Below are 24,687 nucleotides of genomic sequence, written 5' to 3' on the forward strand. Positions count from 1 at the left end.
CGCGCCGACTAGCCTCGCCGCACGTCCATGCCGGCGTCCACCTTGAGCATGCTTCCGGTGAACGAACGGCCCGCGTCGCTGATCAAAAAGAGGATCGTGTTGCTGACGTCGCGTGGCTCGATCAGCGGCAAGTCCGGCAGCGCGGTCTGGACTGCATTGACCATGCGGGGGTTGTCCTCGATCACTTTGAACAGCGCCGGGTTGTCAGTGATCATCGGGGTCGCGCAATTCGTCGGCGCCACCGCATTGACGCGAATACGGTCGGGGGCAAGCATGGCTGCGTACGCGCGGACCAGGCCGACGACGGCGACCTTGGACATCAGGTAGGCGTCGCTGCCGCCGCGGCCGTCGGTGAGATCCAGTAGGGCGATCATCGAACTCGTCGCGATCAGATTGCCACCCTCGCCACGTTCCTTCATGTGGGGGATCGCTACCTGGAAGGCGTTCCACACCCCGATGAGCATGATGTCGAGCCCTAGCCTCAGCGCCTCTGAGGCGTCGCGCTCATCGGCGTTGGTGAGCACGACCCCGGCATTCGCGAGCACCGTGTCGACGTGGCCGAACTCGGTGACGCCCGCGTCGAACGCCTCCTGCAGGGCAGCCTTGTCGCGGACGTCCGCCTTGCGGGTCAGCATCTTCCTGCCGGTCTTTTCCACCAGGCGGGCCGTCTCCTCGAGATCGTCTTCGGTGCCAAGTGCATAGGGCACGATGTCGAGGTTCTCGCAGATGTCGACGCCGATGATGTCGGCACCTTGCTCGGCGCACATCACCGCGTGCGAACGGCCTTGCCCGCGAGCGGCTCCGGTGATGAAGACAACTCTGCCGTCCAGTGAACCCATATCTTTAAGCCTCCAGTAGCTCTCGCTATCGGCCGCGCTCTGCGGGATGGTGAGGGCGCGACGCAGTGACGTGCGCCACGTTACGCCGCGGAATTGGAATCATACAACTATTTGGCTAATTTGGTGGACGACGGAACACTCCGAGCTTTGGAAGGGATATCACATGTCCGACAGCCCCAATGGCGGTCCGCGCCCACCCGACGGTGACTGGTTGGGGAGCCCCTACCTGAGGTTCGAACGTGAAGGTGCGTTTGCGATCTGCACCTTGGACCGCCCCGAGGCGCGGAATGCGATGACGCCCGCGATGTACTTCGGGATCCGTTACGCGGTGAGTCGCGTCAATGCCGACCCCGACCTCGCGGGCCTGCTCATCACCGGCACCGGCGACGTCTTCGCGCCGGGAGGTGACCTGGGTCAGAAAGCAGCAGACAACTGGATGGACTTCGCGTCCACCATGGGAACCGACGTCACGCCGTTCGACACGCTGCGGCAGTCGGCCAAGCCGGTCGTGTCCGCGGTCAACGGCATCTGTCAGGGTGGTGGCCTGCAGATCGCGATGTGCAGTGACCTCGCCGTGGTGAGTGATCGGGCCGTCTTCCGGGTGCCCGAATTGTTCCGTGGCATCGCCGACACGTACTACAGCCAGGTGCTGGCCCGGCTCATCGGACCGGTCCGGACCAAGGACCTGATGTTCACCGGACGGACGCTGAACGCGCAGGAGGCGCTCGACTGGGGCATGGTGAGCAGGGTGGTCCCGCACGACGACCTGATGAGCGTCGCCAAGGAGTTGCTCGCGCAGTGTTGCCGGACCGCTCCGGGAGCGCGCGGGTTGGTCAAGGCGAGCCTGGACAACTACCTCGGGCTGTACGACCGGATCGGCATGACGACCAGTCTGTTCGGTCCCGAGGCGGCCGAGGGCTTTCGGGCGTTCAAGCAGAAGGACTCGCCGGACTGGGTGCACCCGGAACTCCGGGTCCAGGGCCGGTTGTAGCCCGTCGCTGCGGGCCGACGCGAGGTCGGCCCGCAGTCCACGCCGGCTACTTCGGAGTGAAGCGCTGCGCGCCGTCTAGGCGCATCACCTCGCCGTTGACGTAGCCGTTGGACAGCAGAAACGTTGCTGCGTCGGCATACTCGGCAGGAGTGCCTAGTCGCTTGGGGAACGGGATGTTGGCGGCGAACTTTGCGATCGCCTCTTCGCCGACCGACTCCATGATCGGCGTCTTCATCGTTCCAGGTGCGATGGTGTTGACTCGGATGCCCACCGAACTAAGGTCGCGAGCGGCAGCGATGGTCAACCCGATCACGCCGGCTTTCGCTGCGGCATAAGCCGTCTGGCCGATCTGGCCCTCATAGCCGGCAACCGAGGCCGTCATGACGATGGCACCGCGTTCGCCGTCCTCACGAGGTTCGGCAGCGGCTACCGCAGCCGCTACCAGCCGTGTCAGGTTGTAGGTGCCGTTGAGATACAGGTTGATCGTCTTAGTGAATGCGGCCATGTCGGCGGGACTGCCGTCGCGCTGCACGATCCGTTGGGCCACCCCGAAGCCGCCGTGCGCAACGACCGCGTAGCGCAATCGACCGAGCTGGTTGGCCTGCTCGATGGCGCCCTGCACACTCTCGTCACTGGTTACATCGGTACTGACAAACAGTGCCCCGCTGCCCAGTTCGTCGGCCAGAGCCTTACCCTTGTCGGCGGCGAGATCGGCGATCACCACGCCGAGTCCGTCGGCATGGAGCCGACGGACCGTCGCCTCGCCCAGGCCACCCGCGCCGCCGCTGACAATCGCCGACGCTCCGTCGAATTTCGCTACAGTCACCAATTCTCCTTATTAACCATTGTTTTCACTTCAGGCGGATCGCCCGTCACCAAGCTCCACGGATCCTCCGCGGCCAGCACCAGCCGGCCGAGTCGTCGTGCGTAGTTCGCGGTCGTGCCGTAATCCGCGGTCCAGCTCTGAGCGCGCAGGGTGAACAGCCACAGCGGGTGCTCACTGGTGACGCCGATCGCGCCGTGCAACTGATGGGCGACGCTGGTGACCGGGCCGACGGCGCGGCCGACTGCGACCTTCGCGACGGTGACGGCATAGTCGGTGTGGGGGGAGTTGAAGCCGTGCTCGGAAGCGGCGGCGACAGCTAATTCCGCAGCGGCACGGGCTCTTTCGATCTCTCCGGCCATGCCGGCCAGTGACTGCTGCACGGATTGGAAGGCGCTGAGCGGACGACCGAACTGGACGCGCTGCCGGGTGTGCTCGACTGAAAGTGCGGCGGCGGCGTCCAGCACCCCGATGGTCTGCACACAGCGTGACCATGCGCCGCGCCGAGTCAGCTCGGCGCCGAGTGCCGGGTCTACGGCGTGTAATTGGTCGGCGGACACGTCGAACGGAACCGAATCGCGTGGTTCGCCTGCCAGGTTGTGGCCTTCCTGCAGATCACCAGAGGCCACGTCGATGACGCCGACCCGCAGCCCGGCGGGCGTGGTGACGGCTAGCAGGGCGGCGGCGCACGCTCGAGCCCATGGCACGCCGGTCGCGGTGCCGGTGACCCTGGCGCCGTCGGTTTCGGCATCGGCGACGGCAACGGTCAGCGGCCCGTTGGGGAGCTCGATCCCGGCCTGCTGGCCCAGCCACCCGGCAAGCGCGTCGGTTTCGGCCAACGGCACCGCGCCGGCGTGGCGGGACACGCCGTAAAGCGCAATGGCCAACTCGTGCGGGCCGGCTCCCATGTCGGGCGTGCTCGTCAGCCTGGCCAGCCCGGTGTCCTCGAGGTTGCGCCAGAGTTCGGCGTCGAACTGCTCGGGGATGCCGCGACGGCCCAGCCCCGCGTCATAGGAACGCCGGCCAAGGTCGTCGACGAGCTGGCGCAGCTGTGTGTCGTCATTTTGAGAGTCGGTCGCGGCGAATACCCCGCCGGCCAGCGCGCTCATCGCAGCCCCATACCGCGGGCGATGACGCCGCGTAGCACCTCGTTGGTGCCACCGCGCAGCGTGAACATGGGTTTGTGCAGCCACGCGGTGTTCAGCATGGCCTCCAGTTCGGAATTCGGCGGTGCCGCCTCGAGCAGGTCGGCGATCAACCCGACGGATTCGGCTTCGAAACGGGTGCCGAGGTCCTTCACCAGCGCCGCCTGATTCGCCGCGTCGCCGCCGTCGGTGAGCGTGCGGGCCACCGACAACGACAGCTGCCGCAGCGAGATCAACCGCGCCATCAGGTCGCCGATGTCGGCGGCGGTACGGTCGTCGGGCACCGGCCCGCGACCGAGTGTGCGGATGGCGGCGAACAGCAGGGGACCGGTGGACAGGATCCGCTCGGGCCCGCTGCGTTCGAACGACAACTCGGACGTGACCTGGTGCCAGCCGTTGCCGACCTCACCGAGCACGTCGGCATCGGGAACGAAGACCTGCTCGAACAGCACCTCGTTGAAGTGGTGAGCCCCCGACATCAAGATGATCGGCTCGATGCGGACGCCCTCGGCATCGCACGGCACCAGGAATTGGCTGAACCCGGCGTGGCGGTGTTCTGGATCCGGCGGGCTGGTGCGGGCTAGCACGACGACCTGGTGCGCATGGTGGGCCCCGCTGGTCCACACCTTGCTGCCGGAGAGTAGCCAGCCGCCGTCGGCGCGGACAGCCTTGGTTTGCACAGCAGCAAGGTCGGACCCGGCGCCGTGTTCGCTCATGCCGATTGACGAAAAAAGCTGTCCTGCAACAATCTTGGGCAACAAACGTTCGCGCTGCTCCTCATTGCCGTAGGTCAGCAGGGCGGGTGCGACCTGACGGTCGGCCGTCCAGTGGGCGGCCACGGGCGCGCCCGCCGCGATCAGTTCCTCGGTCACCACGTAGCGGTGCAGGTGCCCCAGCCCGTGGCCGCCGTAACGCTGCGGGATGGTCAGGCCGGTGAATCCGGCGGCGCCAAGCCGCCCCGAGAACTCCTCGTCCCACCCGGCCAGCCATGAATCGACGCCGGGCTGCCAGCCGAATTCAGCACGGTCGGACTCCAAGAAGTCGCGCACGGCGTGCCGCAGTTTGACCAACTCAGGCTCACGGGCGCTCAACGCGTCGAACGAATTCACCACTGCCGCTTCCTAAACCGTAGGCGCCGGGGCCGACAGGAGGTAGAAGTTGGGCGTCAGGTCATCCTCGTTGGCCGCCAGTAGGTACTCCGACAGGTCGGCGCGGCCCTCCTCACGAAGGATCTCCTCGTCGGTGTAGAAGTGGCCGCTGCACGCCGCGGCGGGACGGGTGACCAGCGCGTGCACCGCCTCGGCCATGATCTGCGGGCTGCGGGCCTGCGCCCGCACCGTTTCCTCGCCCATTGCGACCATCATTCCCGTACTGGCGATCGTGGTGGCCGGCCACAGTGAATTCACCGCGATCGGCACCGAGGCGAACTCCTCGGCCCATCCCAAGGTAAGCAGGCTCTCGGCATACTTGCCCACGGTGTGCCCGACATGGGCACCAACCCATCGGGGGTCCATGTTCAGCGGAGGGGCGACATTGACCACGTGCGCGTTGCCCGACCGGCGCAAGTACGGAAGTGCGGCCTGCACAATCGCGAACGGCCCTTCGACATTGACCTCCAGCAGCCGGCGCAGGCTTTTGGGCGGTAGCTGCGCGGTCGGTCGTAGATCCAAGGCTCCGGCGTTGTTGATGACGACGTCGATGCCACCGAACGCGTCGGCTACCGCCTCGACTGCCGCTGCGACCGCTGCCGCATCGCGCACATCGCAGGTCAGCGGCAGCGCCCGACCGCCGGCACGTTGCACGGCGTCCGCGGTCTCGCCAAGGGTGCCCGCGATCTTGGGATTCGGCGTCTGAGTCTTAGCCAACAGGGCCACAGCAGCGCCATCGGCGGCGGCCCGAACGGCGACGGCGGCTCCGATACCGCGGCTCGCGCCGGTGACCACGACCACGCGGTGCTTCAAGGTGCGAGAATCGGGACTACCCACGGTTTGTTGGCCTTCCGCCGTCGCTGCGGTGATTCGAGGAATGCTATAACTATATAGCTCATTAGTGGGAGGGATGAACCCGCCCGACCGAAGCGAGGCCCCATGACTCAGGTTCTGTCGATCGGCACCTATCTGCCGCCATGGACTGTGCGCGACCGGCGGGTCAAGGGGCCCGACGAGGACGCGCTGACGATGGCCGTCGCCGCCGGTCGCGCCGCCGATCCCGAGGCCACGGCGCAACGCGTGGCGTTGGTGTCACGTGACTTTCCGCTGCTGGAGGGCGGCAACGGCGCGGTGCTGTTGGCCGCGTTGTCCCTGCCGGCCGACACCCCCGTCGCCGAGGTCCTCGGCGGTGCGCCCGCCGTGTTGGACCAAATCTCCAGCGCCGGCGAAGGCACCTTGGTGATCGCCGCCGACGACAACGATCTCGCGGCGGGGGCCGGTGCGGTGCTCACGGGCGATGGCGGCGCCTCCGTGACCCCGCTGGCACGCCAGACCCGCAGTCTGCCGTTGACGGCCCGTGGTGCCGACGGCGCCCGCCACTCCTACGTCGACCCCCGGCTGCAACGTGAGGTCGGGGTGCGTTCCACACTGGCCCGATTGGGCCTCGCCCCAAACTCGGCGGTGGCAGCGGTCGCAGGCGTGCCGGTCGCGCAGGTCGGGGGTGACTTCGACACATCGCACGCCGTCGGCATCCCCACCGTCTCCGCCACGGCGATCATCCGGCTGTTGGCCGATGCGATCGAGGCTGGCACACAAGGCTTGTTGATCGCCGTCGAGCAATCCAGTGTCAGCGCGGCCGATCTCGCGCAGGGGGGCGCCACGCCCAGGATCGCCCGCGACGAGTTTCCGGCGCGGGAGCTACCCAAGGCGCGCGTTGCCGACGGCGTCGGCATTCCGATTTCGATGCCCGCGTATGCGCGCGCTTTCGAGCCGAAGATCCGTTGGGAGGCAGCGGTTTTCGAAGAGAGCCCCGGCATCGATGCCGCACCGCAGTTTCCACCGCGGCTGCGAGTCGACAATGCCGGACGGTTGGCCACCGAGTACCGGCTCGAGTCGCTGCCGCGAACCGGCACCGTCTACACCCACACCACGGTGCGGATTCCGGTGCCCGACTTGCCCAGCCCGTACTCCCTGGCCGTCGTTCAACTCGACGACAGCCCGGTGCGGGTGCTGCTGAAAGTCACCGGTGTGCCCGCGGGCGAGGCGACGATCGGACAGCCGGGGTCGGTGGTGCTGCGCAGGATCGCCACTCGCACCGGCATTCCCGATTACGGCTACGCCTTCTGGCCCGGACGGACGCTGGAAGGAGCGGTTGCATGAGAAAAGTCGCCATCGTCGGCGCGGGGATGACGCCCTTCGCCGAACACTTCGAACTGGGTATCAAGGACCTGGTGCCGATGGCCTACGCCGAAGCGGTCGCCAACGTTGACAAGGGCATTCAGAAGTCTGAGCTCGAAGCCGCGTGGTTCGGCGAGTTAGCGACCACCGACGGGTTCCCGTCCGGCATTTTGGCCGACACCCTCGATCTGACCGACATCCCGGTAACCCGCGTCGAAAATGCCTGCGCCACCGGCAATGACGCGATCCGGAACGGCACGCTGGCCATTGCCTCCGGCCTCTACGATGTGGTGCTCGTCGTCGGGGCCGACAAGGTCCGCGAGACCTCCTCGAACACCACGTTCTGGGACTGGGCGGCGATGACCCGCGACAACGCGTGGGACTATCCGCTGGGGCTGGTTGCGCCCGCCAATTTCGCGCTGCACGTGATGCGATATCTGCACGAGTCTCCGGCGACAAAGGAGCACATGGCGATGGTGGCGGTGAAGAACCATTTCCACGCGGTGAACAACCCGAAAGCTCAACTGCGCTATGAGATCACCGTCGAGCAGGCGCTTGCCGCGCCGATCGTGGTCGAACCCTTCGGGCTCTACGACTGCACCCCGCAGAGCGACGGCGCGGCCGCGGTGATCTTGGCTGCCGAGGACGTCGTCGACCGCTACACCGACCGTCCCGTCTGGGTTCGCGGCGTGGGGCTGGGTATGGACCGGGTGATGCACCAGCATAAGACGGACATGACGACGTTTCCGCCGACGGTGCGTGCCGCCAAGGCCGCAATGGCGATGGCCGGGGTGACGCCGCGCGATATCGACGTCGCCGAGGTCCACGACTGCTTCACCGGCGTCGAGCTGATCAGCTACGAAGATCTGGGCTTCGCACACCGTTTCGAGGCCTACAAGTTGGTGGAAGGCCGCGAACACTATGTGGGCGGGTCGATTCCGATCAACCCGAGCGGCGGGTTGAAGGCTAAGGGGCATCCGCCGGGTGCCACCGGCGTGGCGCAGTGTTACGAACTGTTCAACCAGCTTCGCGGTGAAGCCGAGAATCAGGTTGACGGCGCACGAATCGCGTTGGCGCACAACATCGGCGGGCCGACCGCGGTCTCCGCGGTCACCGTCCTTTCCAACCAGAAGAACTGATAGGACCATCACATGACAACTTCCGAGATCGCCACCCTGCCCGGCTACGAAGAGTTTGCGCCGTGGCTGCTGGTGGAGAAGACCGGCAACGTGCACGTGATCAGCATCAACCGGCCGGAGGCTTTCAACGCCGTCAACGAGGACGTGCACCACGCGTTCGCGACGATCTGGCGGGTACTGGCCGCCGACGATGACGTGCGGGCGGTGGTGACAACCGGTGTCGGAAAGGCATTTTCCGCGGGCGGCGACATGGTGATGTTCGGGCGCCTCATCGAGGACCCAGTGGCACGTCAGTTTCAGATCACCGAGGCCCGCACGGTTTTTCTTGAGGTGATCAATTTCCCCAAGCCGCTGGTGTCGGCCGTCAACGGCCCGGCTGTCGGGCTCGGCTGCTCGATCGCTTTGTTGAGCGACTTCCTGGTGATGGGGGAGAACAGCTACCTGGCCGACCCGCATGTCGCGGTCGGCTTGGTGGCCGGTGACGGCGGTGCCGCGATGCTTCCGCTGCTGATCGGCCTGATGAAAGCCAAAGAGTATGTGCTGCTGGGGGATCGGATCACCCCTGCCATTGCGGACAAGCTGAACCTCGTCACCAAAGTGGCCACCGATGACACCGTGCTCGACGAGGCGCTCGCAATAGGAGAGCGGCTGGCCGGTCTGCCGCCTCAGGCCCTGCGCGCCAGCAAGGTCGCGATGAACATGCACCTGTCTCGGGCCGCGCTCGGTGTGCTGGAGTACGCGCTGGCCGAGGAATACACGTCGTTCTCGACCCCGGAATTCAAGGAGCGGGTGGCCGCGTTCCGGGCGCGCTCGAAGAAGTAGCTCGACGGGCCGGCGCGGGAATCAGTCAGCGGTAGGCCGTCACTCGCGCGGTGATCGCCACCTTGCGGTCGTGGCCGGTGGCCTGCGCATCGCCCACGCCGGTGTTGCGGCCTACCCGCAACGGCGTGCCCTCGTAGCGGGATTCATTGCCGGCGAAAAACGGACGCAGAAAGTTCACTCGCAACGAGGAGGTCTGCAGCAGACCGCCGGAACGGTTCTGGTTGATCGCCGCCGAAGCCGCGAGCTCGAGGCCGGCGGCGGCCACGCCGCCGTGCACGATGTCCATGTCGTTGTTCAGGTTGCCGTCCGCACGCTGCGCCAGCACCGTCGCCGGACCATCCTGCGCGACGTGCACCGCCATCAGGTCGGCGAACGCGGTCTCGCCCGACCGGCGCAGGGTCTCCGACCGTTGCTGAGGGACGATGTCGCCGGCGTGGACGAAGAATGACCGCACTATGCCGGTGCCGATCACCACGCCGCGATAGGTCAGCGTGCAGATCCCCAGCGACGTGGCACCCAGCGGACCGGGTGAGTGCGCGCTGGCCAGCACCGGGCCGTCGAGTTCGCCGACGTCGGGGCTGAGGTCCATCGAAAGCTCGCTTGACACCGTCCAGTGCCCGGGCCGCCTGCGGTAGTGGTTGACGATCCCGGCGGCCGCGTCGACGAGGATCGCCAAGGGGGCCACAGTGGGAGCGCCGGTGCACGGATTGCGGAATCGATGCATCGGCATCGACAGCACGGCTGTGGCCTTGGGCGGGTCTGATTCGACGTATTCGATACCGAACCGGACCTGTATCGAGTCGGGTGTCTCGAGATCGTGCTGGTTTACCTGTTCGTCGACCCCGGTCATTCGAGAAGGTCTACGACGGTGGACAATTCGGCGCCGGTCAAGACGAACTCCTCTGCCTTCTGCAGGTGGCGCTTCCAGAGCTCGCCGGCCTGCTCGGCGTCGCCGTCCTTGATCATGTCCAGCACCATCCGGTGGGTCTTCGCTGAGCGGCGGACCGCCTGCTCGGCGCGCGTGCCCTTGGTGGGCTGCAGCGACCGGTTGGCCTTCTCGATGATGTGATGCAGCATGTCGCTGACGATTTGCAGAGTGCTGTTGCCGGATAACCGCGCGATTGCGGCGTGGAAGTCGGTGAGCTGATCGACGGCGTCGCTGCCGGGATTCAGCTGCGATTCGCGTTCGACGATCTGCTCGAGTTCGGCGATCACCTTGGGATTGCGGTCCTTGGCCAGCTGCTCGACCATCGGAACCTCGAGCGTCACTCGTGCGTCATAGACGTCCTTCACCGTGACGCCTTCGTATTCGAGAATCAAGCCGGCATAGCGGGCGAGTGTCTCGCGCCGGGGGCGGGTGACGCGGGCGCCGCCGCGTACCCCACGCTGAACCTGAATCAGCGACTCCGATTCGAGCACGCGGAACGCTTCCCGCAGCGTCGGCCGGGACACGCCGAAACGCTCCATCAGCTCCGATTCCGGCGGCAACATGGTGCCTTCGGTGATCTCGCCGCGGATGAACATTCGCCGCAGCACCGTGGCCACCCGATCGGCCATCTTCGGTTCTCGAAGACTGGTGACCTCCATTGCAACCTCCACCGCTATGCGAATATGCGAATCAACTAACCATTTAGAGGTTAGCCGAACTAGAGGGCCGAGTCGGGAATCGGCGACCGTCAGTTAGCAAACTCACCCTTAGTACCCCATGGCCCGACCCATGAGGTCCTTCATGATCTCAGTGGTGCCCGCATAGAGCCGCTGCACCCGCGAGTCCCGCCAGAGTCTGGCTACTTCGTACTCGTTGATATAGCCGTAGCCGCCGTGCAGCTGCAGGCAGCGGTCGATGATCTCCCACTGGACTTCCGAGGTCCACCACTTCAGCCCGGCGGCGTCCTGATCGCTCAGGGTGCCGTCGTTGACCGAGAGCACGCATTGGTCGAGGTAGGTCTGAGCGGCGTCGAGCTTGGTCTGCATTTCGGCCAGGAAGTGCCTATTGACCTGAAACTTGCCGATGGGCTGCCCAAACGCGGTGCGCTCCAGCGCGTAGGCCTTGGTCAGGTCGAGCGCACGGCGGGCGGCCGGCAGCGCGTAGCAGGCTACGCCGACCCGCTCGCTGGGCAGGTTGGAGACCAGATGGTAGAAGCCGCGGTTGAGCTCTCCCACCAGGTTCTCCTTGGGCACCTTGACATCCTCGAAGAACAATTCCGCGGTGTCGGCGGAGTATTGGCCGATTTTGTCGAGCTTGCGGCCACGGGTGAAACCCTCCATCCCGTCCTCGATCATCAGCAGGCTGATGCCCTTGTGCCGCGCCGACGGATCGGTCTTCACGGCCGTCAGCACCAGCTTGGACAGCAGGCCGTTGCTGATAAAGGTCTTCTGGCCGTTGACCACCCAGTGGTCGCCCTCGTCGCGCGCGGTGGTCTTGATGCCGGCCAGGTCGGACCCGGCCGCGGGTTCGGACATCGCGATGGACCCGATGTACTCGCCGGAGACAAACTTGGGCAGCCAGCGTTCCTTCTGCTCCTCGGTGGTCAGATCGTTCAGGTACGGCACCAGGATGTCGTTCTGCACGCCGAGGCCGATGCCGACCGAGCCGGTAAGGAACATCTCCTCGGAGACGATCTGATTGAACCGGAAGTCCTTGACGCCGAGCCCGCCGTACTTTTCGTCGAACTCCCAGCCGATCAATCCGTGTTCGCCTGCGGCCAGCCAGGCCTCACGGCTCACCTTGCCGTCGCGTTCCCACTTCTCGACGTTGGGCACGCATTCGCGCTCGAAGAAGCTCCTGGCGGTGGCCCGGAACTCGTCGTGGATCTCCTCGAAAATGTTGCGGCGCATGTACTTCCCTCTACTCGGCTGTCTCGTCGGCCCACGTGACGACGGCGGGCAGCGCGCGGCCGGTGGCCCAGCCCTCGTCGGAGTCCTCGAAGAGCCGCTCCGCGAGCAGCCCTTCGAGCTGGTCGTGTGACCCGCAGAGCGCGTCGATCTGGAATCCTCGAGTGACGTAGCGGTGCAGATCGTGCTCGGCGGTCAGTCCGATCGCACCGCACACCTGCAGTGCCACGTCGCTGACGGCGCGGTGTGCCCGGCCCGCGGCGGCCTTGGCGGCCAGCGCCAACAGTTCGCCGCCGTCTCGCCATGACTCGCCCAGCAGCGCCCGCGCGCCTGCCAGCACCGCCGAGGCATCGGCCAGTGCATGCCGCGGCGATTGGAATGACCCGATCGGTGCGCCGAACTGGACGCGCACGCTGACGTGGTCGACGGCGATGCGCAGCGCCCGCTCGGCCAGTTCCACCAGTTCGGTGGCCAGCGCCCGACGGGCTGCGGTGACGGCGTTCTTCCATTCGGTGGAGGCCTCGACCAGCGGGGTGTCGATTGATCCGCTCACTCGGGTCCAATGCGTCGACACGTCAAAGGTGTCCAGCCGCTGGCCGTTGAGCCGCGATGCGTCCACAACGGCCACCGAAACGGTGTTCCTCGGTCCGACTACCGGGACCACGATCCGGCCCTCCGGCGGTCCCAGCATGATGCCCGAGACCCGCTCAGCATCGGAACCCGCCACACTTCCGGTGGCGAGGTCGGGCAGCAGCACGTGAGCTGCGGAACCGTCGAGCACTCCGGCCAGTTCGGCCAACATGATGCGGTCCAAGCAGTCCGTCAGGGCCAGCGATCTGCCTTGCGCGCGGAACAACAGCTCACCCGCCTGGACGGGGTACTCGGCCTCGATCTCCGACCAGCCCAACTCGGCCAGCCGCCCACCGATTGCCAGGTGCTCACCGGCGTTCTTACCCGCCAGTTCCTCGAAGAGGCGAAACACCGCCTCTTCGACCATCTGCCATGACTCGTCGGGCACCGGCGCCTTCCTCATCGTTTCTCCTTGGGCAGCCCGAGCAGGTGGTCGGCGATGATGCCGCGCTGCACTTCGGCGGTGCCACCCATCACCGTGGCGGCCCGCGAGTACCACCACTCGGCCCGCGCGGTGTCCAGTTCCGCGCCGCCACGGCCTGTGCCGGCGATCAGGTGCTCTCGCTCGATTTCCAGGATGAGGTCGTTGACCTCCTTCTCGGCGCGGCCGAACAGCAGCTTGTCGATGCTGCTATCGGCACCGACCGCCTCGCCCGCGGCCAATCGGCGCACGGTGGTGGCAGTGCGTGCCTGGGCGGCCGCCACGTCGACATACACCCTGGCGAAGCGCCGGCGTTGCGCGTCGGTAGCGCCGGCGGTCACCATGTGCTCACGCAATCGACCCAATTCGGTGAGCACCTTGTTGAGCACCGCGTAGCCGTACATGCCGCGTTCGTACTGCATCAGATGCATCGCCACGGCCCAGCCGCCGCCGACGTCGCCGACGACCCGCTCACCGTCGACCCGGACGTCGTCGAAGAACACTTCGGCGAGTTCGCGGCGTCCGCTGGCCAGCGCGATCGGACGAATGGTGACGCCCGGTGCGTCGGCGTCGACCATGATCATCGTCAGCCCGCGGTGTCGGCTCTCGGGGGTTCCGGTCCGGACCAACGCCAACAGGCGCGTCGCGGTGGGCCCTTGGCTGGTCCAGATCTTCTGACCGTTGACGACGAACCCCCCGGCCCCGTCGTCGACCGCGCGGGTGCGCAGGCTGGCCAGGTCGCTGCCCGACTCGGGTTCTGAGAAACTTTGGCCCCACCACTCGACGCCGCTGAGGTAACCCGGCAGATACGCCGCGGCCAGACCGGGAGCGAACTTCAACAGAGCGGGGCCGAGGGTCTCCAGCGTCCAGTGTTGGGCCGGAATGGGCAGCATCGCGCGGCCGAGTTCCTCGTAGTACACCGCACGGTGAATCTCGTTGCCGCCCAACCCACCCGCGGCCTCCGGCCAGCCGTACCGGTTCCAGCCGTCGGCGTTCAGAGTGGCCATCACCGTGGCGTCGCGCGCAAGTCCGTCCTCGGCGCTGGTGAACGCGGCCGCGCGCCACTCGTCGGCTGTCTTCAAATTACGCAGGTAACGTCGAAAGTCCTCGCGGTACGCCGCGATGCTGGACAGGTATTCGGGGTGGCGACCGCTATGCAGGGCGCTATCGACAGGGGCGGACAACTGCTGCCCTTCCGTTGGTTCTCGCGTCTCGCCAGCCGGAGCTGAATCCGCTAAACAGTTATCTATAACAAGGTACACTAGCCCCACGCCGACAACTCTGCGAGAGGGAGCGCCAATGACGGCTTCACCGGTCGCCGCTACAACTGTCCAGTTCAATCCCGAGGCCAGGCTTTTTATCGACGGCCGGTTGCGGGATTCGTCGACCGGTAAGACCGTCGACAACATCAATCCGGCTAACGAAGAAGTGCTCGGCCTCGCCACCGACGCCAGCGCCGAAGACATGGAGGAGGCCATCGCCGCTGCCCGGCGTGCCTTCGACTCCACCGACTGGTCCACCAACCACGAGTTCCGTCAACGCTGCCTGATGCAGTTGCACGACGCGCTGCAGGAGGAAGCCGAAGACATCCGCGCCGAGCTGATCGCCGAGGTCGGTGCGACGGTGGGGATGACCCACATCGCACAGATGGGATGGCCGCTGGCCGACGCCATCCGGTGGCCGGCCCAGCTGATCTCGACCTTCCAATGGGAGCGGATGCTCGATCAGGACGCGAAGATGGGCGTGCCGTACAACCGCGTCGTGGTCAAGGAGCCGATGGGTGTCGTCGGCGCGATCACGCCGTGGAATTTCCCGTTCGAGATCATCAGCAACAAGGTGGGCCAGATCCTGGCCACCGGCAACACGATGGTGCTCAAGCCGGCCATGGAGACGCCGTGGAGCGCCCTGCGGTGGGGCCGGATCATCGCCGAGAAGACTGACATCCCGGCCGGTGTCGTCAACATCGTCCCGGCGTCGGACAACGACATCGCCCAGGTGCTCGCCACCGACCCGCGGATTGACATGGTCTCCTTCACCGGATCAACAGCTGTCGGCAAAGTCATCCAGCGGCTCTCGGCCGACACCATGAAGCGCAACATGCTCGAGCTCGGCGGCAAGTCGGTGTACCTGGTGCTCGATGATGCCGACATGGACACGGCGCTGCCCGGCTGTATCGGCGCACTGATGCATTCCGGGCAGGGGTGTGCGCTGGCCACCCGGATGCTCGTCCCGCGTTCCCATTACGACCAGGCCGTCGAGGTCGCCTCCGCGACATTTGGCTCCCTGGCCGTCGGCGACCCTGCGGACCCGAATACCTTCTGCGGGCCGCTGGTCTCGGCCAAGCAACAGGCCCGGGTGCTGAACTACATCGAGATAGCCAAGCGTGACGGAGGCCGCGTCACCACGGGCGGCGGAGTTCCCGACGGCCTGGACCGCGGATACTTCGTGGCACCGACCGTCGTTGCCGACGTCGCACCGGACCACACGATCTTCCAGGAGGAAGTGTTCGGGCCGGTGCTGTCCATCACGCCGTACGACGGAGGTGACGACGGCGCCGTCGAGTTGGCCAACAACTCCACCTACGGCCTGGCCGGCGGCATCATGGGCTCCGACGAGCGCGCCATGGCCGTCGCCCGCCGCATCCGCACCGGCTCACTGATGATCAACAGTGGCATGTACTACGGCGCCGACGCCCCCTTCGGTGGCTACAAGATGAGCGGTATCGGCAGGCAGAACGGCATCGAGGGCTTCGAGCAGCATCTACAGACCAAGACGATCGGATACCCCCTGTGAGCGACATCCTCAGCGGAATACGCGTCGTTGAGCTGGCGGCGTGGACATTCGTTCCGGCCGCGGGCGCCGTGCTCGCCGATTGGGGTGCCGACGTCATCAAAATCGAGCACCCCGAGACCGGTGACCCGCAGCGTGGCCTGATCAGCTCCGGGATCGTCACCGGCGCAGGGGGAGTGAATCACTTCATCGAGCAACCGAACCGCGGCAAGCGCAGCATTGGGCTGGACACCTCGACCCCGGACGGGCTCGAGCTGCTGATGAAGCTGCTCGAAACCGCCGACGTCTTTGTCACGAATCTGCTGCCGGATTCGCGCCAGCGGATGGGGATTGACGTCGAGCAGGTGCGGGCGCGCAACCCCAAGATCATCTATGCCCGCGGCCACGGCTACGGCACCCGTGGCGACCTCGCCTCGCAGGGCGGCTTCGACCTGGCCGCCTACTGGGCGCGCGGCGGCATCGGCGATGCCTATTCGGCCGGCGACGGCACCTACCCGCCGATTCAGCGACCGGCATTCGGCGACTCCTATGGTGGGCTGGCGATCGCGGGCGGAATCGCCGCGGCCCTGGTGAAGCGCGAGCGCACCGGCGAACCGTCGGTGGTCGACGTGTCGCTGCTCAACGCCGCGATCTGGCAGTTGGGTCCGGACATCGTCGGATCAGGCGTCACCGGTCAGGACATCCCGAAGTTCAACCTCGACGAGATGCCCAACCCGGTGGCCAGCATCTACAAGACCCGCGACAACCGGTTCATCGCCTTCGTGCTGCTGCAGGCCGACCGATTCTGGGCGGACTTCTGCACCCGGCTGGGCCGCACCGATCTGATCGAGGACGAACGGTTCGCCAATGCGGTCGTGCGGTTCGGCAACCGTCAGGAGTGTATCGGCGAGTTGCGCAGCGCGTTCGAGTCCCAAGATCTCTCGCACTGGGAGAAGGCATTTGCTGGTTTCGACGGGGTGTGGGACGTCATGCACACCGCGCATGAGGTGCACAGTGACCCGCAGGTGATCGCGAACGGGTATCTGCCAAGGGTCACCGATGCGAACGACAACGAGTTCGCGCTGGCTGCCAGCCCCGTGCAGTTCGACGAGGCTCCGCTGGACCTGACGTGTGCGCCGGGCCACGGTGAGCACACCGACGCGCTGTTGGCCGAGTTGGGCTTCAGCGAAGAAGAGATCATCGAATTCAAAATCAATTCGGTTGTGCTGTAGTGGGTTCCGAGGAACTCGCGCGACGGTTCCTGCACGTCAATCTCAACTGCGCATCGCTGGACGCCACCGAGGCGCTCTATGTCGGGCAGCTTGGACTGGCGGCGCGAATGCGCACCGATCCCAAAGTTCCGACCGACGGCAGCATCCTCGGCATCGACGGCGACGAAACGTTTTGCGAGACATCGTTTCTCTACGATTCGCGAGGCGGCCGCGCCGGCTGCGCTTTGGAGGCCATCGAGTTTCACAACCCGGCGCTGAAAGCCGATCCGAACAGTGACCCGACTCGTCCCGGCATCCGGTCAACGCTGCTGACAGTGGCCGATCTCGATGCAACCGTCATAGCGTTGCGTGAGGCCGGCATCACCGTGGGCGGGCCGGTCGACGGCCTGATCTCCGGCTCTAAATCGGTTCTCGCGGTCGACCCCGACGGAGCGGTCATCGAGCTCACCGAAGCCCCGAGCGATAAGCCGGGGGCGGTGTTCGCCGGAATCCGCCTCGCCGCCATCGACGCAGTGGCCACCGGAGAGTTCCTTGCCGCGATCGGTTTCACTCAGGTGCAGGCGCTGACTCAAGTCGAGGTGGCCGGCGACCAACTCACGCCTGACGGGTCACCCGATGCCGTCAAATGCGCGGTGTCGCGCTACGCGCTTCCTGAGGACGCCCATCAGTTCAGCCTCACCATTGTGGAACATCCCGACACCCGTGACGTGGACCCGGTGCCGTGGGGCGGGAACCATCAAGGGCTGTACCGCTGCGCGCTGCGGGTGGAAAACACCGAGGCGGCAATGGCGTTGGTCCCGAATTCCGTTGAAACCATGGGTGATCCGGTGTGGTGCCCGTTGCCGGGGACAAAGATCGAGGGGCTGTATATCTCCTTCCTGCGTTCGCCCGACGGAGTGGTATTCGAATTCGTCGAGCGGCCGCTGAAGTACTTCAGTCCGGCCGTGGAAAGGGGTTGAGCGTTGGACCTGGGAGTGCGCGGCAAGGGTTATGTCGTCGTCGGCGGGACGGCGGGTATGGGACTGGCGGCAGCGCGGGCGCTGGCTCGCGAGGGTGCGTCGGTCGTCGTGGTCGGGCGCGACCCACAGCGAGGAAAGAACGCCGCGGAAGAAGTCGCCGCAGCGGGTGCGGCCTCGGCGCATGACCTGGTCTTCGACGTGAGTCAGCCCGGAGCGGCAGTGGCCGCGGTCGACGAGGCAGTGCGGCTTCTCGGCAGGCTCGACGGCATCGCGGTCACTATGGGCACCGCCGGAATGATGCCGATCGACTCCGACGACGCCGCCTGGGACGCCGCGTTTCACGACGTCTTGCTAGCCACCGTCCGCAGCGTGCAGGCGGCACTGCCACACCTCGCGGTCAACGGAGGCGCGATCGTGACCACCGCCGCGTACTCGGCGCGCTCGCCGCACGAGCCCCGGCTGCCCTACGCCAGCCTGAAGGCGGCCGTTGCCACCTTCACCCGCGGAATCGCGCGCACCCATGGCAAATCGGGCATCCGGGCGAACAGCGTAGCCCCCGGCGCCGTGGAAACCGATGCGCTGCATGCCATCCGGGGATACGTCGCCGAAAGCAAGGGCTATCCCTACGACGAGGCCCTCGAGCGGGCACTGGTGGAGGATTTCGGGTTCGACGCCGCGCTCGGGCGCCCCGGACAGCCCGATGAGATCGGCGCTCTGATCGCCTTCCTGCTGTCGGACGTCTGCGCGTTCGTCACCGGCCAGACCATCTACGCCGACGGTGGCGCGCCCTAGTAACGAACTCAGGCCGTCGGCAGCGGCCCGGCCAGCCCGCGGGGCGAAGTGCCGTAGAGCCAGCTGACGGCCTGTCCGATCTCCGAAAAGGCTAGGGAGAAACCGTCTTTGGCGTGGTAGGCGCCAGGAGCCTCGGTAAAGCCCTCGATGCGGGTCAGCTTGTCGCCGTTGATACGCAGGATCTGCCCGGTGAGCCACGACGACTGCGCCGATTGCAGCCAGGCCACCACAGCGGAGCTGCGGGCGGGATCCAGCGCGGGATCGTCAGCCCGGGCGCCGAAGACATCGGCGGTCATTCGCGACATCGCCAGTGGCGAGATCGCATTGACTGCAACACCGTAACGTTGTGCCTCCATCGCGGTGACGAGCGTCAGGTTGGCGATCGCGGCCTTGGCCGCGCCGTAAGCGCTCTGCCCGACATTGCCCCACAAGCCCGCGCCGGACACCGTATTGACGACGTGCGCGTCAATCGGGTTGCCTGCCTTGAACTGAGCGCGCCAGTACTCGCAGGCATGTCGGGTGACCGCGAAGGTACCTTTGAGATGTACGGCGATGACGGCGTCCCAATCGGCCTCACTGGAGGCGGCCACCATGGAATCGCGCAGGATGCCCGCGTTGTTCACCACTCCGGTCAGGCAACCGAAAGTGTCGATGGCGGTGGAGATCATGTCGGCGACGTCGTCCCACGCCGACACCGAACCCGTGTGCGCGACGGCCTTGCCGCCGGACGCCTCGATCTCGGCGACGACGTCCGCCGCGGGACCTTCCTCGTCACTGCTTGAGCCATCCCTGCCGACACCTGGATCGTTCACCACGACGGCCGCACCCTGCTTGGCCAACTCGAGGCAGTGGGCTCGGCCGATTCCCCGGCCGCCGCCCGTCACCAAAACGACCTTGCCGGTCAGTGGACCTTCAGGCATGCTCGTTAGCCCCTTCACTTCGAGAACAATTCGGTGATGAGTTGCCGGCGTTGCGACCAGTCTGCTGCGCGCAGGTCGACGTATCCGGACTCGGTAACGATGACGTCCACGTCATGGGCGGGCGTGGAGGCGGGACGGCTGAGCTGCTCGACGAGCGGTGAGCGTCCGTTCAGCTGAGTCGGAACGGCGATGATCGACAGACCGCCGCGGCTCATCCTCGCGGCGGCGCAATAGTCGGGGTGGCCGCCGATGCCACCGATTACCTTGTCGCCCAAGCCTTCGACGTTGATCTGCCCGTATAGGTCGATCTCGATGGCGGTGTTCACTGCGACCAGCGGTGACCCGCGCGACAGCCGGGTGAGGTCGTGGGTGTAGTCGAGTCCGCGCAGGATCCGGCGCCCGTCGGCCCAGTCGTAGAGCGCGTCGCTGCCCAGCAGATACGTCGCCGACGGAGTGCCCGCCAACAGGCCGCGCCGGTCCAAGTCGACGACGGCGTCGGTGAGTAGCCCGGTGTCGATATACAACGGTACCTGTGCCTGTCGCAGCAGTGCGGTGCCGAGCTGGCCGGGCCCGTACTGGATCCGGGCGCCCTCTGGCAGCAACCGCAATACCGCATCGGCGAGCGCCTCGTGGATCGGCTCGGGCTCGCGCTGCGGTACTCGTAGTGGGCCGCCCCGCACAGTGCCAAGTACCTCGAGGCCCGGCGGGCCGAGTCCAGGCTCGGCAGCCGCTGCGGGCGCCGAGGTGTCGATGATCGCGAGAGTCCTTGTCCCGCTGTCGGTTACCGCGCGCTGCCAGGACACCTCGGTGCTGAAGTGCAGCAAGCCATCCCGGCGGACCAGCCGGGTGAGCAGCACGTCGGGCCGCAGCACATCGGCCAGCAGGGCGGGAATCGCCGCCAGCCGCGTCGGCAGGAACCGCGCCTTCGGGCTGCGCAGCACCTCACGCACACCCCACCCGGGCATCAACGCAACCACCTCACCGAACGCGTCTGCGTCGAGGCCGTCGATCGGGGCGGGCAGCCAGCCCAGTACCAGCCGCACCGAGCCGACCTCCCTGGCCGCGGCGCTCAGCGCCGCGCCGACCGAGCCGCCGTCGTCAAGGCAGCCCAGCGCGCCAACTCCGTCGCCGAGGGCAACCGTCATTCCGGGGCGCAGCGCAGCGCGCAACGCGGCGGTGAAGTCGACCCTGGTCAAAGGGTTCAAACCCGCTGTCATCGCGGTTCTTTGGGAAGTCCGAGCACTCGCTCGCCGAGGATGTTGCGCTGAATCTCGCTGGTTCCGCCCAGGATAGTCTGCGCTCGACCGATCAGCATGTGGTGCACCAGGCCGTCCTCCTCGGGGTCGGTGCACGCGTCGGTACCGAGCACCTCGGTGGCCATGTCACCCAGGTCCTGATCGGTTTCCGAGGTCATCAGCTTGAGTACCGAGAAGGCCGGCGACGTCAGGTCACCCGAGTCGATGGCGCGCTGCCAGGTGAACCGCAGCAGCCACATCCTGGCCCACAATCGGGTCATCGACCTGGACAGCACCGGGTCGAGCAGGTCGTGGTCACGGGCCGCATCGACCATGCGCTCGTGCAACCGGAACATCGATACGGCCTGCGAACCCAACGTCAGGCGCTCACGGCCCAGCGTCACCATCGCCACTGTCCAGCCCTGACCGACTTCACCGATCAGGGCGTCTTCGTCGAGCTCGGCGCCGTCGAAGAAGACTTCGTTGAATTTGCTCTCACCGTCCATCTGGGTCAGTGGGCGCACCGTCACCCCCGGGATATCCATGGGCACAACGAACATCGACAAGTCACGGTGCTTGTCCGGGCCGGTGCGGGCGAGCAGCAGCCCGAAGCGGGCCGAGGCGGCCGCCGAACTCCACACCTTCTGACCATCGATCCGCCAGCCGGTCGTGGTGCGCTCGGCACGGGTACGCACACCGGCGAGGTCTGACCCGGCGCCAGGCTCGGAGAAGAGCTGACACCAGACATCGTCGCCCAGCCTGATCGGCTCCAGGTAGCGATCCTTCTGTTCCTGGCTGCCGAACTTGATCAGCACCGGTCCGACCAGGTCAGCGCCGGTGATGTTGAGCTGACGGGGCACTTCGGCTCGCGCGCACTCCTCGGCGAAGACGGCCTGGTACGTCACTGTTGCTGCGGCACCGCCGAACTCGCGCGGCCAGTGCAGACACGCGTAGCCGTGGTCGGCCAGGTAGCGGTGCCAGACCCGGCCGGCTTCGACGTCGTCCGCGGTGGGAGTGGGCCCGTAGTTCCGGAGGCCGGCCGGCCTGGGTGCGTTGTCCAGGAAAGAGCGGATCTCCGCGCGTAGGGCGTCGACATCGTTGAGCTCTTTCGTCACTTCTGGCGAAGCCGGCGGCTGAGTCGACGGGTCCAGCGTCGATAGCCGGTCCCAGTGCTGGCCCGGGGCGCCGAGGAGCACCTCGTCCGTGCGGGCGCGCCGGAAGTACAGGTGTGCGGAATCCTCCCAGGTAAAGCCGATGCCGCCGTGAATCTGGACGTTTGCCTTAGTCGCGTTGCGCAGCGCCTCTGAGCAGACCGCCTTGGCCATGCTCGCCCGCCAGCCCGCTTCGCCGACGGCCGCGGAGTCCGGATCGTCGAGAGCTTCCAGGGCCGCCTGTGAGGCCGAGCGCGCCCACTCGAGATCGACCAGCATGTCGGCGCACTTGTGCTTGATGGCCTGAAAGCTGCCGATCTGCCGTCCGAACTGCTCACGCGTGCGGGCATAGTCGGTGGCGATCTCGAGCACTCGCTCGCAGGCGCCGACCTGTTCGGCCGAGAGCACCGCCAGCGCAATGTCGACGTTGCGGTCGACGACGTCGCCAAGGGGTGCGTCGCCGGACAGCCGCAGCGCCGGCGCCGAGCTCAGCGTGATGGTGGCCATCGGCCTGGTGCGGTCGAGCACGCGTTCGGCCTTCGCGACGACGCTGTCGATAGTCGGGTCGAGCAGGAACACCGCCGGCTCGCCATCTTCGTCGATGGCGACCACGACGAGGTCGTCGGCAACGGAGCCGCCCAGCACGTGGCGTACCGTGCCGTCGATGTTCCAATCATCCCCGGCGCGAGCTGCTCGCAGGGTCACCGCGGACCGTCGCCACAACCCGCCGTCGCCGGTAAGGGCTGCGGCGGCGGTGCGGCGACCTTCGATGAGCCCGGTGAGTCGCTTGTCCGCATCCGGGTCGCGCTCGGTCAGGTCGAGCAGCAGGCCGGTGGCCAGCACCGTGGAACTGACGAACGGCACCGGGGCCAGCGCGCGGCCGAGTTCGTGGGCGACCACACCCAGCGCGGACACTCCGTAACCTGCGCCGCCCAGGTGTTCGGGCAGCGCGATGCCGGCCACCCCCACCTGGTTGCACAGCACGTCCCACAGCACCGTGTCGAAGCCGGAATGCCCGTCTCCGCCGCCGCGGTTGCCCTCGGCGTATGCGACGGCGCGCACTCGGTCCTCGGATGCCAGTCGCTCACAGGCGGAGCGCACCGATTGCGCGAGTTCCTGACGCTCGTCAGCGGACAACGCCGTCATCGGGTTCCTCCTGCGATCTGCCGGGCCAGCTCGGACTTGGCGACCTTGCCGAGCCCTGTCAGCGGGAACTCGTCGACGAGGACGAGCCGCTCGGGCCACTTCTGCTTCATCAGCCCGCGTTGGTCGAGGAACGTGCAGAGTTCATCGAGGGTGACGGCGCGATGGCGTGGCGAACGACGCACGACCGCGCATACCAACTCGCCGCGCAGTTCGTCGGGCTGGCCGAGCACGGCGATTTCGTCAACCAGGGGGTGGGCCAGCAGTTCGTTCTCGATCTCGTCAGGGGCAACGTTCTCGCCCTTGCGAATGATCAAATCCTTGGTGCGGCCGGTGACCACGATGCGCCCGTCCGGGCGAAGGTGGCCCCGGTCGCCGCTGCGGAACCACCCGTCGGCGGTGAGCGCGTCGGCCCACTGGTCGTGCTGCAGATATCCCGGTGTCAGGTTGGCGCCGCGCAACTCGATCTCGCCGTTCGCGCCGATCCGCACCTGTGATCCAGGGATGGGCCGGCCGGCGCTGTTGGCCAGTTGTTCGTCGGTGTCGGTGGCCTCGCTGACGCAGATCATCGGCGCCTCGGTCATTCCGTAGGCATGCACGACGGGTACGCGTAGGTGTTCACGCACCTGCTTGTGCACCTCGGGCGGACACGGGGCACCCCCGCCGATCAGCATCCGCAGCGACGGCACCAGCAATTCGGTTGTCGGCGCGGCCATCTGGGCGGCCAGCAGCATCTGGTAGAACGCGGTGCTCGCTCCGGTCACCGTCACCTGATGTTCGGCGAGCACCCGGGGCAGGTCGGCTGCGGAAACTTTGGGGATGAGCACCACGGGAAAGTCGCCGAACAGAGCGGTCGCGAGGTAGACCATGCCGCCGATGTGTGCGATGGGAAAGGCGATCGTGCCGACTTCCCGCGGATGGCTGCCCACGCCGAGATGCGCGACATAACCGCGGGCGGCGCTGAGCAAGGTGGCGTCGGAGTGGCGGACGGCTTTCGGGCGGCCGGTGGTGCCCGACGTGAAGTACACCCAGCGCGGCTCCGTTGCGGAGGGGAGCGCTTCGTACTCGGCGCTTGTGGCCGGTGACGTCTGGAGTCGGCGGACAAGGTCGGCAGGCAACGTGATTGTCGGTAGCCCTGGTGCGGCATTGGCGGCCGTCGACTCATCAACCAGCAGGATGTCAGCGCGCGCGACGTCGACCGCCGCGCACACCTCGCGGCACCGATAGAGGTGTAACACCGGGGCCTGCACAACGGGCATGCGGGCCAGCGCCAGCATCACCACCGCCGCGTTGACGTGTGAGGGTAGCTGCCAGGCGACCGTCATGCCGGGACGTACACCGGCATCCGCCAGCCATCCCGCGGCAGCCGAAGCCAGTCCGGCGACCCGCGACACGGTGAGTGTCTCGCCGTCGACGTCGCGCAGCAGCGGACGATCCGGCCGGCCGGCGGCACACTCGTCCAGCAGCCCGGCGATGGTGCCAGCCGTCACCGCGTTCTCCCGTCCCGGCCGGCCG

General features: G+C 66.8%; 22 protein-coding genes and 1 pseudogene. 8 read left to right on the forward strand and 15 right to left on the reverse strand.

Annotated features, from left to right (window positions below):
- Window positions 1–8: 8 nt before the first annotated feature.
- Window positions 9–839, reverse strand: a complete 831-nt coding sequence (locus tag OCU_RS31725) for a mycofactocin-coupled SDR family oxidoreductase (RefSeq protein ID WP_014379513.1) — start codon at window positions 837–839, stop codon at window positions 9–11.
- A 163-nt stretch (window positions 840–1,002) separates the two neighbouring features.
- On the opposite strand from OCU_RS31725, the gene OCU_RS31730 reads away from it, so the two are divergent.
- A complete protein-coding gene (locus OCU_RS31730) occupies window positions 1,003–1,830 on the forward strand; it encodes an enoyl-CoA hydratase/isomerase family protein (protein WP_009953740.1) in 828 nt (275 codons plus the stop codon).
- A 46-nt stretch (window positions 1,831–1,876) separates the two neighbouring features.
- On the opposite strand, the gene OCU_RS31735 is transcribed toward OCU_RS31730, so the two are convergent.
- Genes OCU_RS31735 through OCU_RS31750 form a run of 4 tightly spaced genes read right to left on the reverse strand, consistent with a single transcriptional unit; the run spans window position 1,877 to window position 5,747 of the window.
- Window positions 1,877–2,656, reverse strand: coding sequence for an SDR family oxidoreductase (locus OCU_RS31735; protein WP_009953742.1), 780 nt, complete (start codon window positions 2,654–2,656; stop codon window positions 1,877–1,879).
- Window positions 2,653–3,762: an acyl-CoA dehydrogenase family protein gene (locus tag OCU_RS31740; protein WP_009953744.1), complete on the reverse strand. Its 1,110-nt coding sequence runs from the start codon at window positions 3,760–3,762 to the stop codon at window positions 2,653–2,655. The genes OCU_RS31735 and OCU_RS31740 overlap by 4 nt, the downstream gene beginning before the upstream one ends.
- Window positions 3,759–4,910, reverse strand: coding sequence for an acyl-CoA dehydrogenase family protein (locus tag OCU_RS31745; RefSeq protein ID WP_009953746.1), 1,152 nt, complete (start codon window positions 4,908–4,910; stop codon window positions 3,759–3,761). Before OCU_RS31745 ends, OCU_RS31740 begins: the two co-directional genes overlap by 4 nt.
- A 9-nt stretch (window positions 4,911–4,919) precedes the next feature.
- Window positions 4,920–5,747 carry an SDR family oxidoreductase gene (locus OCU_RS31750; RefSeq protein ID WP_014379515.1) on the reverse strand — a complete coding sequence of 276 codons (828 nt, stop codon included), beginning with the start codon at window positions 5,745–5,747 and terminating at the stop codon, window positions 4,920–4,922.
- A 138-nt stretch (window positions 5,748–5,885) separates the two neighbouring features.
- Between OCU_RS31750 and OCU_RS31755 the strand changes: the two genes are divergently transcribed.
- From OCU_RS31755 to OCU_RS31765, 3 genes are read left to right on the forward strand one after another with little or no spacing between them, the layout of a single operon-like run.
- A complete protein-coding gene (locus OCU_RS31755) occupies window positions 5,886–7,106 on the forward strand; it encodes a Zn-ribbon domain-containing OB-fold protein (RefSeq protein WP_009953751.1) in 1,221 nt (406 codons plus the stop codon).
- Entirely contained in the window at window positions 7,103–8,263 is a 1,161-nt protein-coding gene (locus OCU_RS31760; RefSeq protein WP_011724876.1) for a thiolase C-terminal domain-containing protein, read from the forward strand. Before OCU_RS31755 ends, OCU_RS31760 begins: the two co-directional genes overlap by 4 nt.
- Before the next feature lie 12 nt (window positions 8,264–8,275).
- The gene (locus tag OCU_RS31765) at window positions 8,276–9,085 is read left to right on the forward strand and encodes an enoyl-CoA hydratase/isomerase family protein (protein ID WP_009953753.1); all 810 of its coding nucleotides are present in this window, start codon (window positions 8,276–8,278) and stop codon (window positions 9,083–9,085) included.
- Between the two features lie 25 nt (window positions 9,086–9,110).
- On the opposite strand, the gene OCU_RS31770 is transcribed toward OCU_RS31765, so the two are convergent.
- The 5 genes from OCU_RS31770 to OCU_RS31790 form a co-directional block, all read right to left on the reverse strand.
- Entirely contained in the window at window positions 9,111–9,935 is an 825-nt protein-coding gene (locus OCU_RS31770) for a PaaI family thioesterase (protein ID WP_009953754.1), read from the reverse strand.
- The gene (locus OCU_RS31775; RefSeq protein WP_014379516.1) at window positions 9,932–10,672 is read right to left on the reverse strand and encodes a FadR/GntR family transcriptional regulator; all 741 of its coding nucleotides are present in this window, start codon (window positions 10,670–10,672) and stop codon (window positions 9,932–9,934) included. The genes OCU_RS31770 and OCU_RS31775 overlap by 4 nt, the downstream gene beginning before the upstream one ends.
- A gap of 108 nt (window positions 10,673–10,780) precedes the next feature.
- Window positions 10,781–11,923: an acyl-CoA dehydrogenase family protein gene (locus OCU_RS31780; protein WP_009953756.1), complete on the reverse strand. Its 1,143-nt coding sequence runs from the start codon at window positions 11,921–11,923 to the stop codon at window positions 10,781–10,783.
- 10 nt (window positions 11,924–11,933) lie between these two features.
- Window positions 11,934–12,953: an acyl-CoA dehydrogenase family protein gene (locus tag OCU_RS31785; protein ID WP_014379517.1), complete on the reverse strand. Its 1,020-nt coding sequence runs from the start codon at window positions 12,951–12,953 to the stop codon at window positions 11,934–11,936.
- Entirely contained in the window at window positions 12,950–14,155 is a 1,206-nt protein-coding gene (locus OCU_RS31790) for an acyl-CoA dehydrogenase family protein (RefSeq protein ID WP_014379518.1), read from the reverse strand. The genes OCU_RS31785 and OCU_RS31790 overlap by 4 nt, the downstream gene beginning before the upstream one ends.
- A 115-nt stretch (window positions 14,156–14,270) precedes the next feature.
- On the opposite strand from OCU_RS31790, the gene OCU_RS31795 reads away from it, so the two are divergent.
- The 4 genes from OCU_RS31795 to OCU_RS31810 are packed head-to-tail and all read left to right on the forward strand — an operon-like array spanning window position 14,271 to window position 18,723.
- Window positions 14,271–15,764 carry an aldehyde dehydrogenase family protein gene (locus tag OCU_RS31795; RefSeq protein ID WP_014382029.1) on the forward strand — a complete coding sequence of 498 codons (1,494 nt, stop codon included), beginning with the start codon at window positions 14,271–14,273 and terminating at the stop codon, window positions 15,762–15,764.
- Entirely contained in the window at window positions 15,761–16,972 is a 1,212-nt protein-coding gene (locus tag OCU_RS31800) for a CaiB/BaiF CoA transferase family protein (RefSeq protein WP_009953761.1), read from the forward strand. Before OCU_RS31795 ends, OCU_RS31800 begins: the two co-directional genes overlap by 4 nt.
- Window positions 16,972–17,931, forward strand: coding sequence for a VOC family protein (locus OCU_RS31805; protein ID WP_009953762.1), 960 nt, complete (start codon window positions 16,972–16,974; stop codon window positions 17,929–17,931). The genes OCU_RS31800 and OCU_RS31805 overlap by 1 nt, the downstream gene beginning before the upstream one ends.
- 57 nt (window positions 17,932–17,988) lie before the next feature.
- Window positions 17,989–18,723 (forward strand): SDR family NAD(P)-dependent oxidoreductase, encoded by a 735-nt coding sequence (locus tag OCU_RS31810; RefSeq protein WP_009953763.1) that lies wholly within the window; start codon window positions 17,989–17,991, stop codon window positions 18,721–18,723.
- Window positions 18,724–18,731: 8 nt separating this feature from the next.
- Here the strand turns inward: OCU_RS31810 and OCU_RS31815 are convergent, their stop codons facing one another.
- The 5 genes and pseudogenes from OCU_RS31815 to OCU_RS31835 form a co-directional block, all read right to left on the reverse strand.
- A complete protein-coding gene (locus OCU_RS31815; RefSeq protein ID WP_009953764.1) occupies window positions 18,732–19,643 on the reverse strand; it encodes an SDR family NAD(P)-dependent oxidoreductase in 912 nt (303 codons plus the stop codon).
- Between the two features lie 14 nt (window positions 19,644–19,657).
- Window positions 19,658–20,860: an acetyl-CoA hydrolase/transferase C-terminal domain-containing protein gene (locus tag OCU_RS31820; protein ID WP_014382030.1), complete on the reverse strand. Its 1,203-nt coding sequence runs from the start codon at window positions 20,858–20,860 to the stop codon at window positions 19,658–19,660.
- Window positions 20,857–21,993: an acyl-CoA dehydrogenase family protein gene (locus tag OCU_RS51820; protein WP_036390527.1), complete on the reverse strand. Its 1,137-nt coding sequence runs from the start codon at window positions 21,991–21,993 to the stop codon at window positions 20,857–20,859. Before OCU_RS51820 ends, OCU_RS31820 begins: the two co-directional genes overlap by 4 nt.
- A 126-nt stretch (window positions 21,994–22,119) precedes the next feature.
- A pseudogene (locus tag OCU_RS51825) lies at window positions 22,120–23,175 on the reverse strand (acyl-CoA dehydrogenase family protein); the annotation flags it as partial.
- Window positions 23,172–24,662, reverse strand: coding sequence for a class I adenylate-forming enzyme family protein (locus tag OCU_RS31835; RefSeq protein ID WP_009953768.1), 1,491 nt, complete (start codon window positions 24,660–24,662; stop codon window positions 23,172–23,174). The gene OCU_RS31835 and the pseudogene OCU_RS51825, both read right to left, overlap by 4 nt.
- Window positions 24,663–24,687: the final 25 nt, after the last annotated feature.

Source organism: Mycobacterium intracellulare ATCC 13950 (assembly GCF_000277125.1).
GTDB classification, from domain to species: Bacteria; Actinomycetota; Actinomycetes; order Mycobacteriales; family Mycobacteriaceae; genus Mycobacterium; species Mycobacterium intracellulare.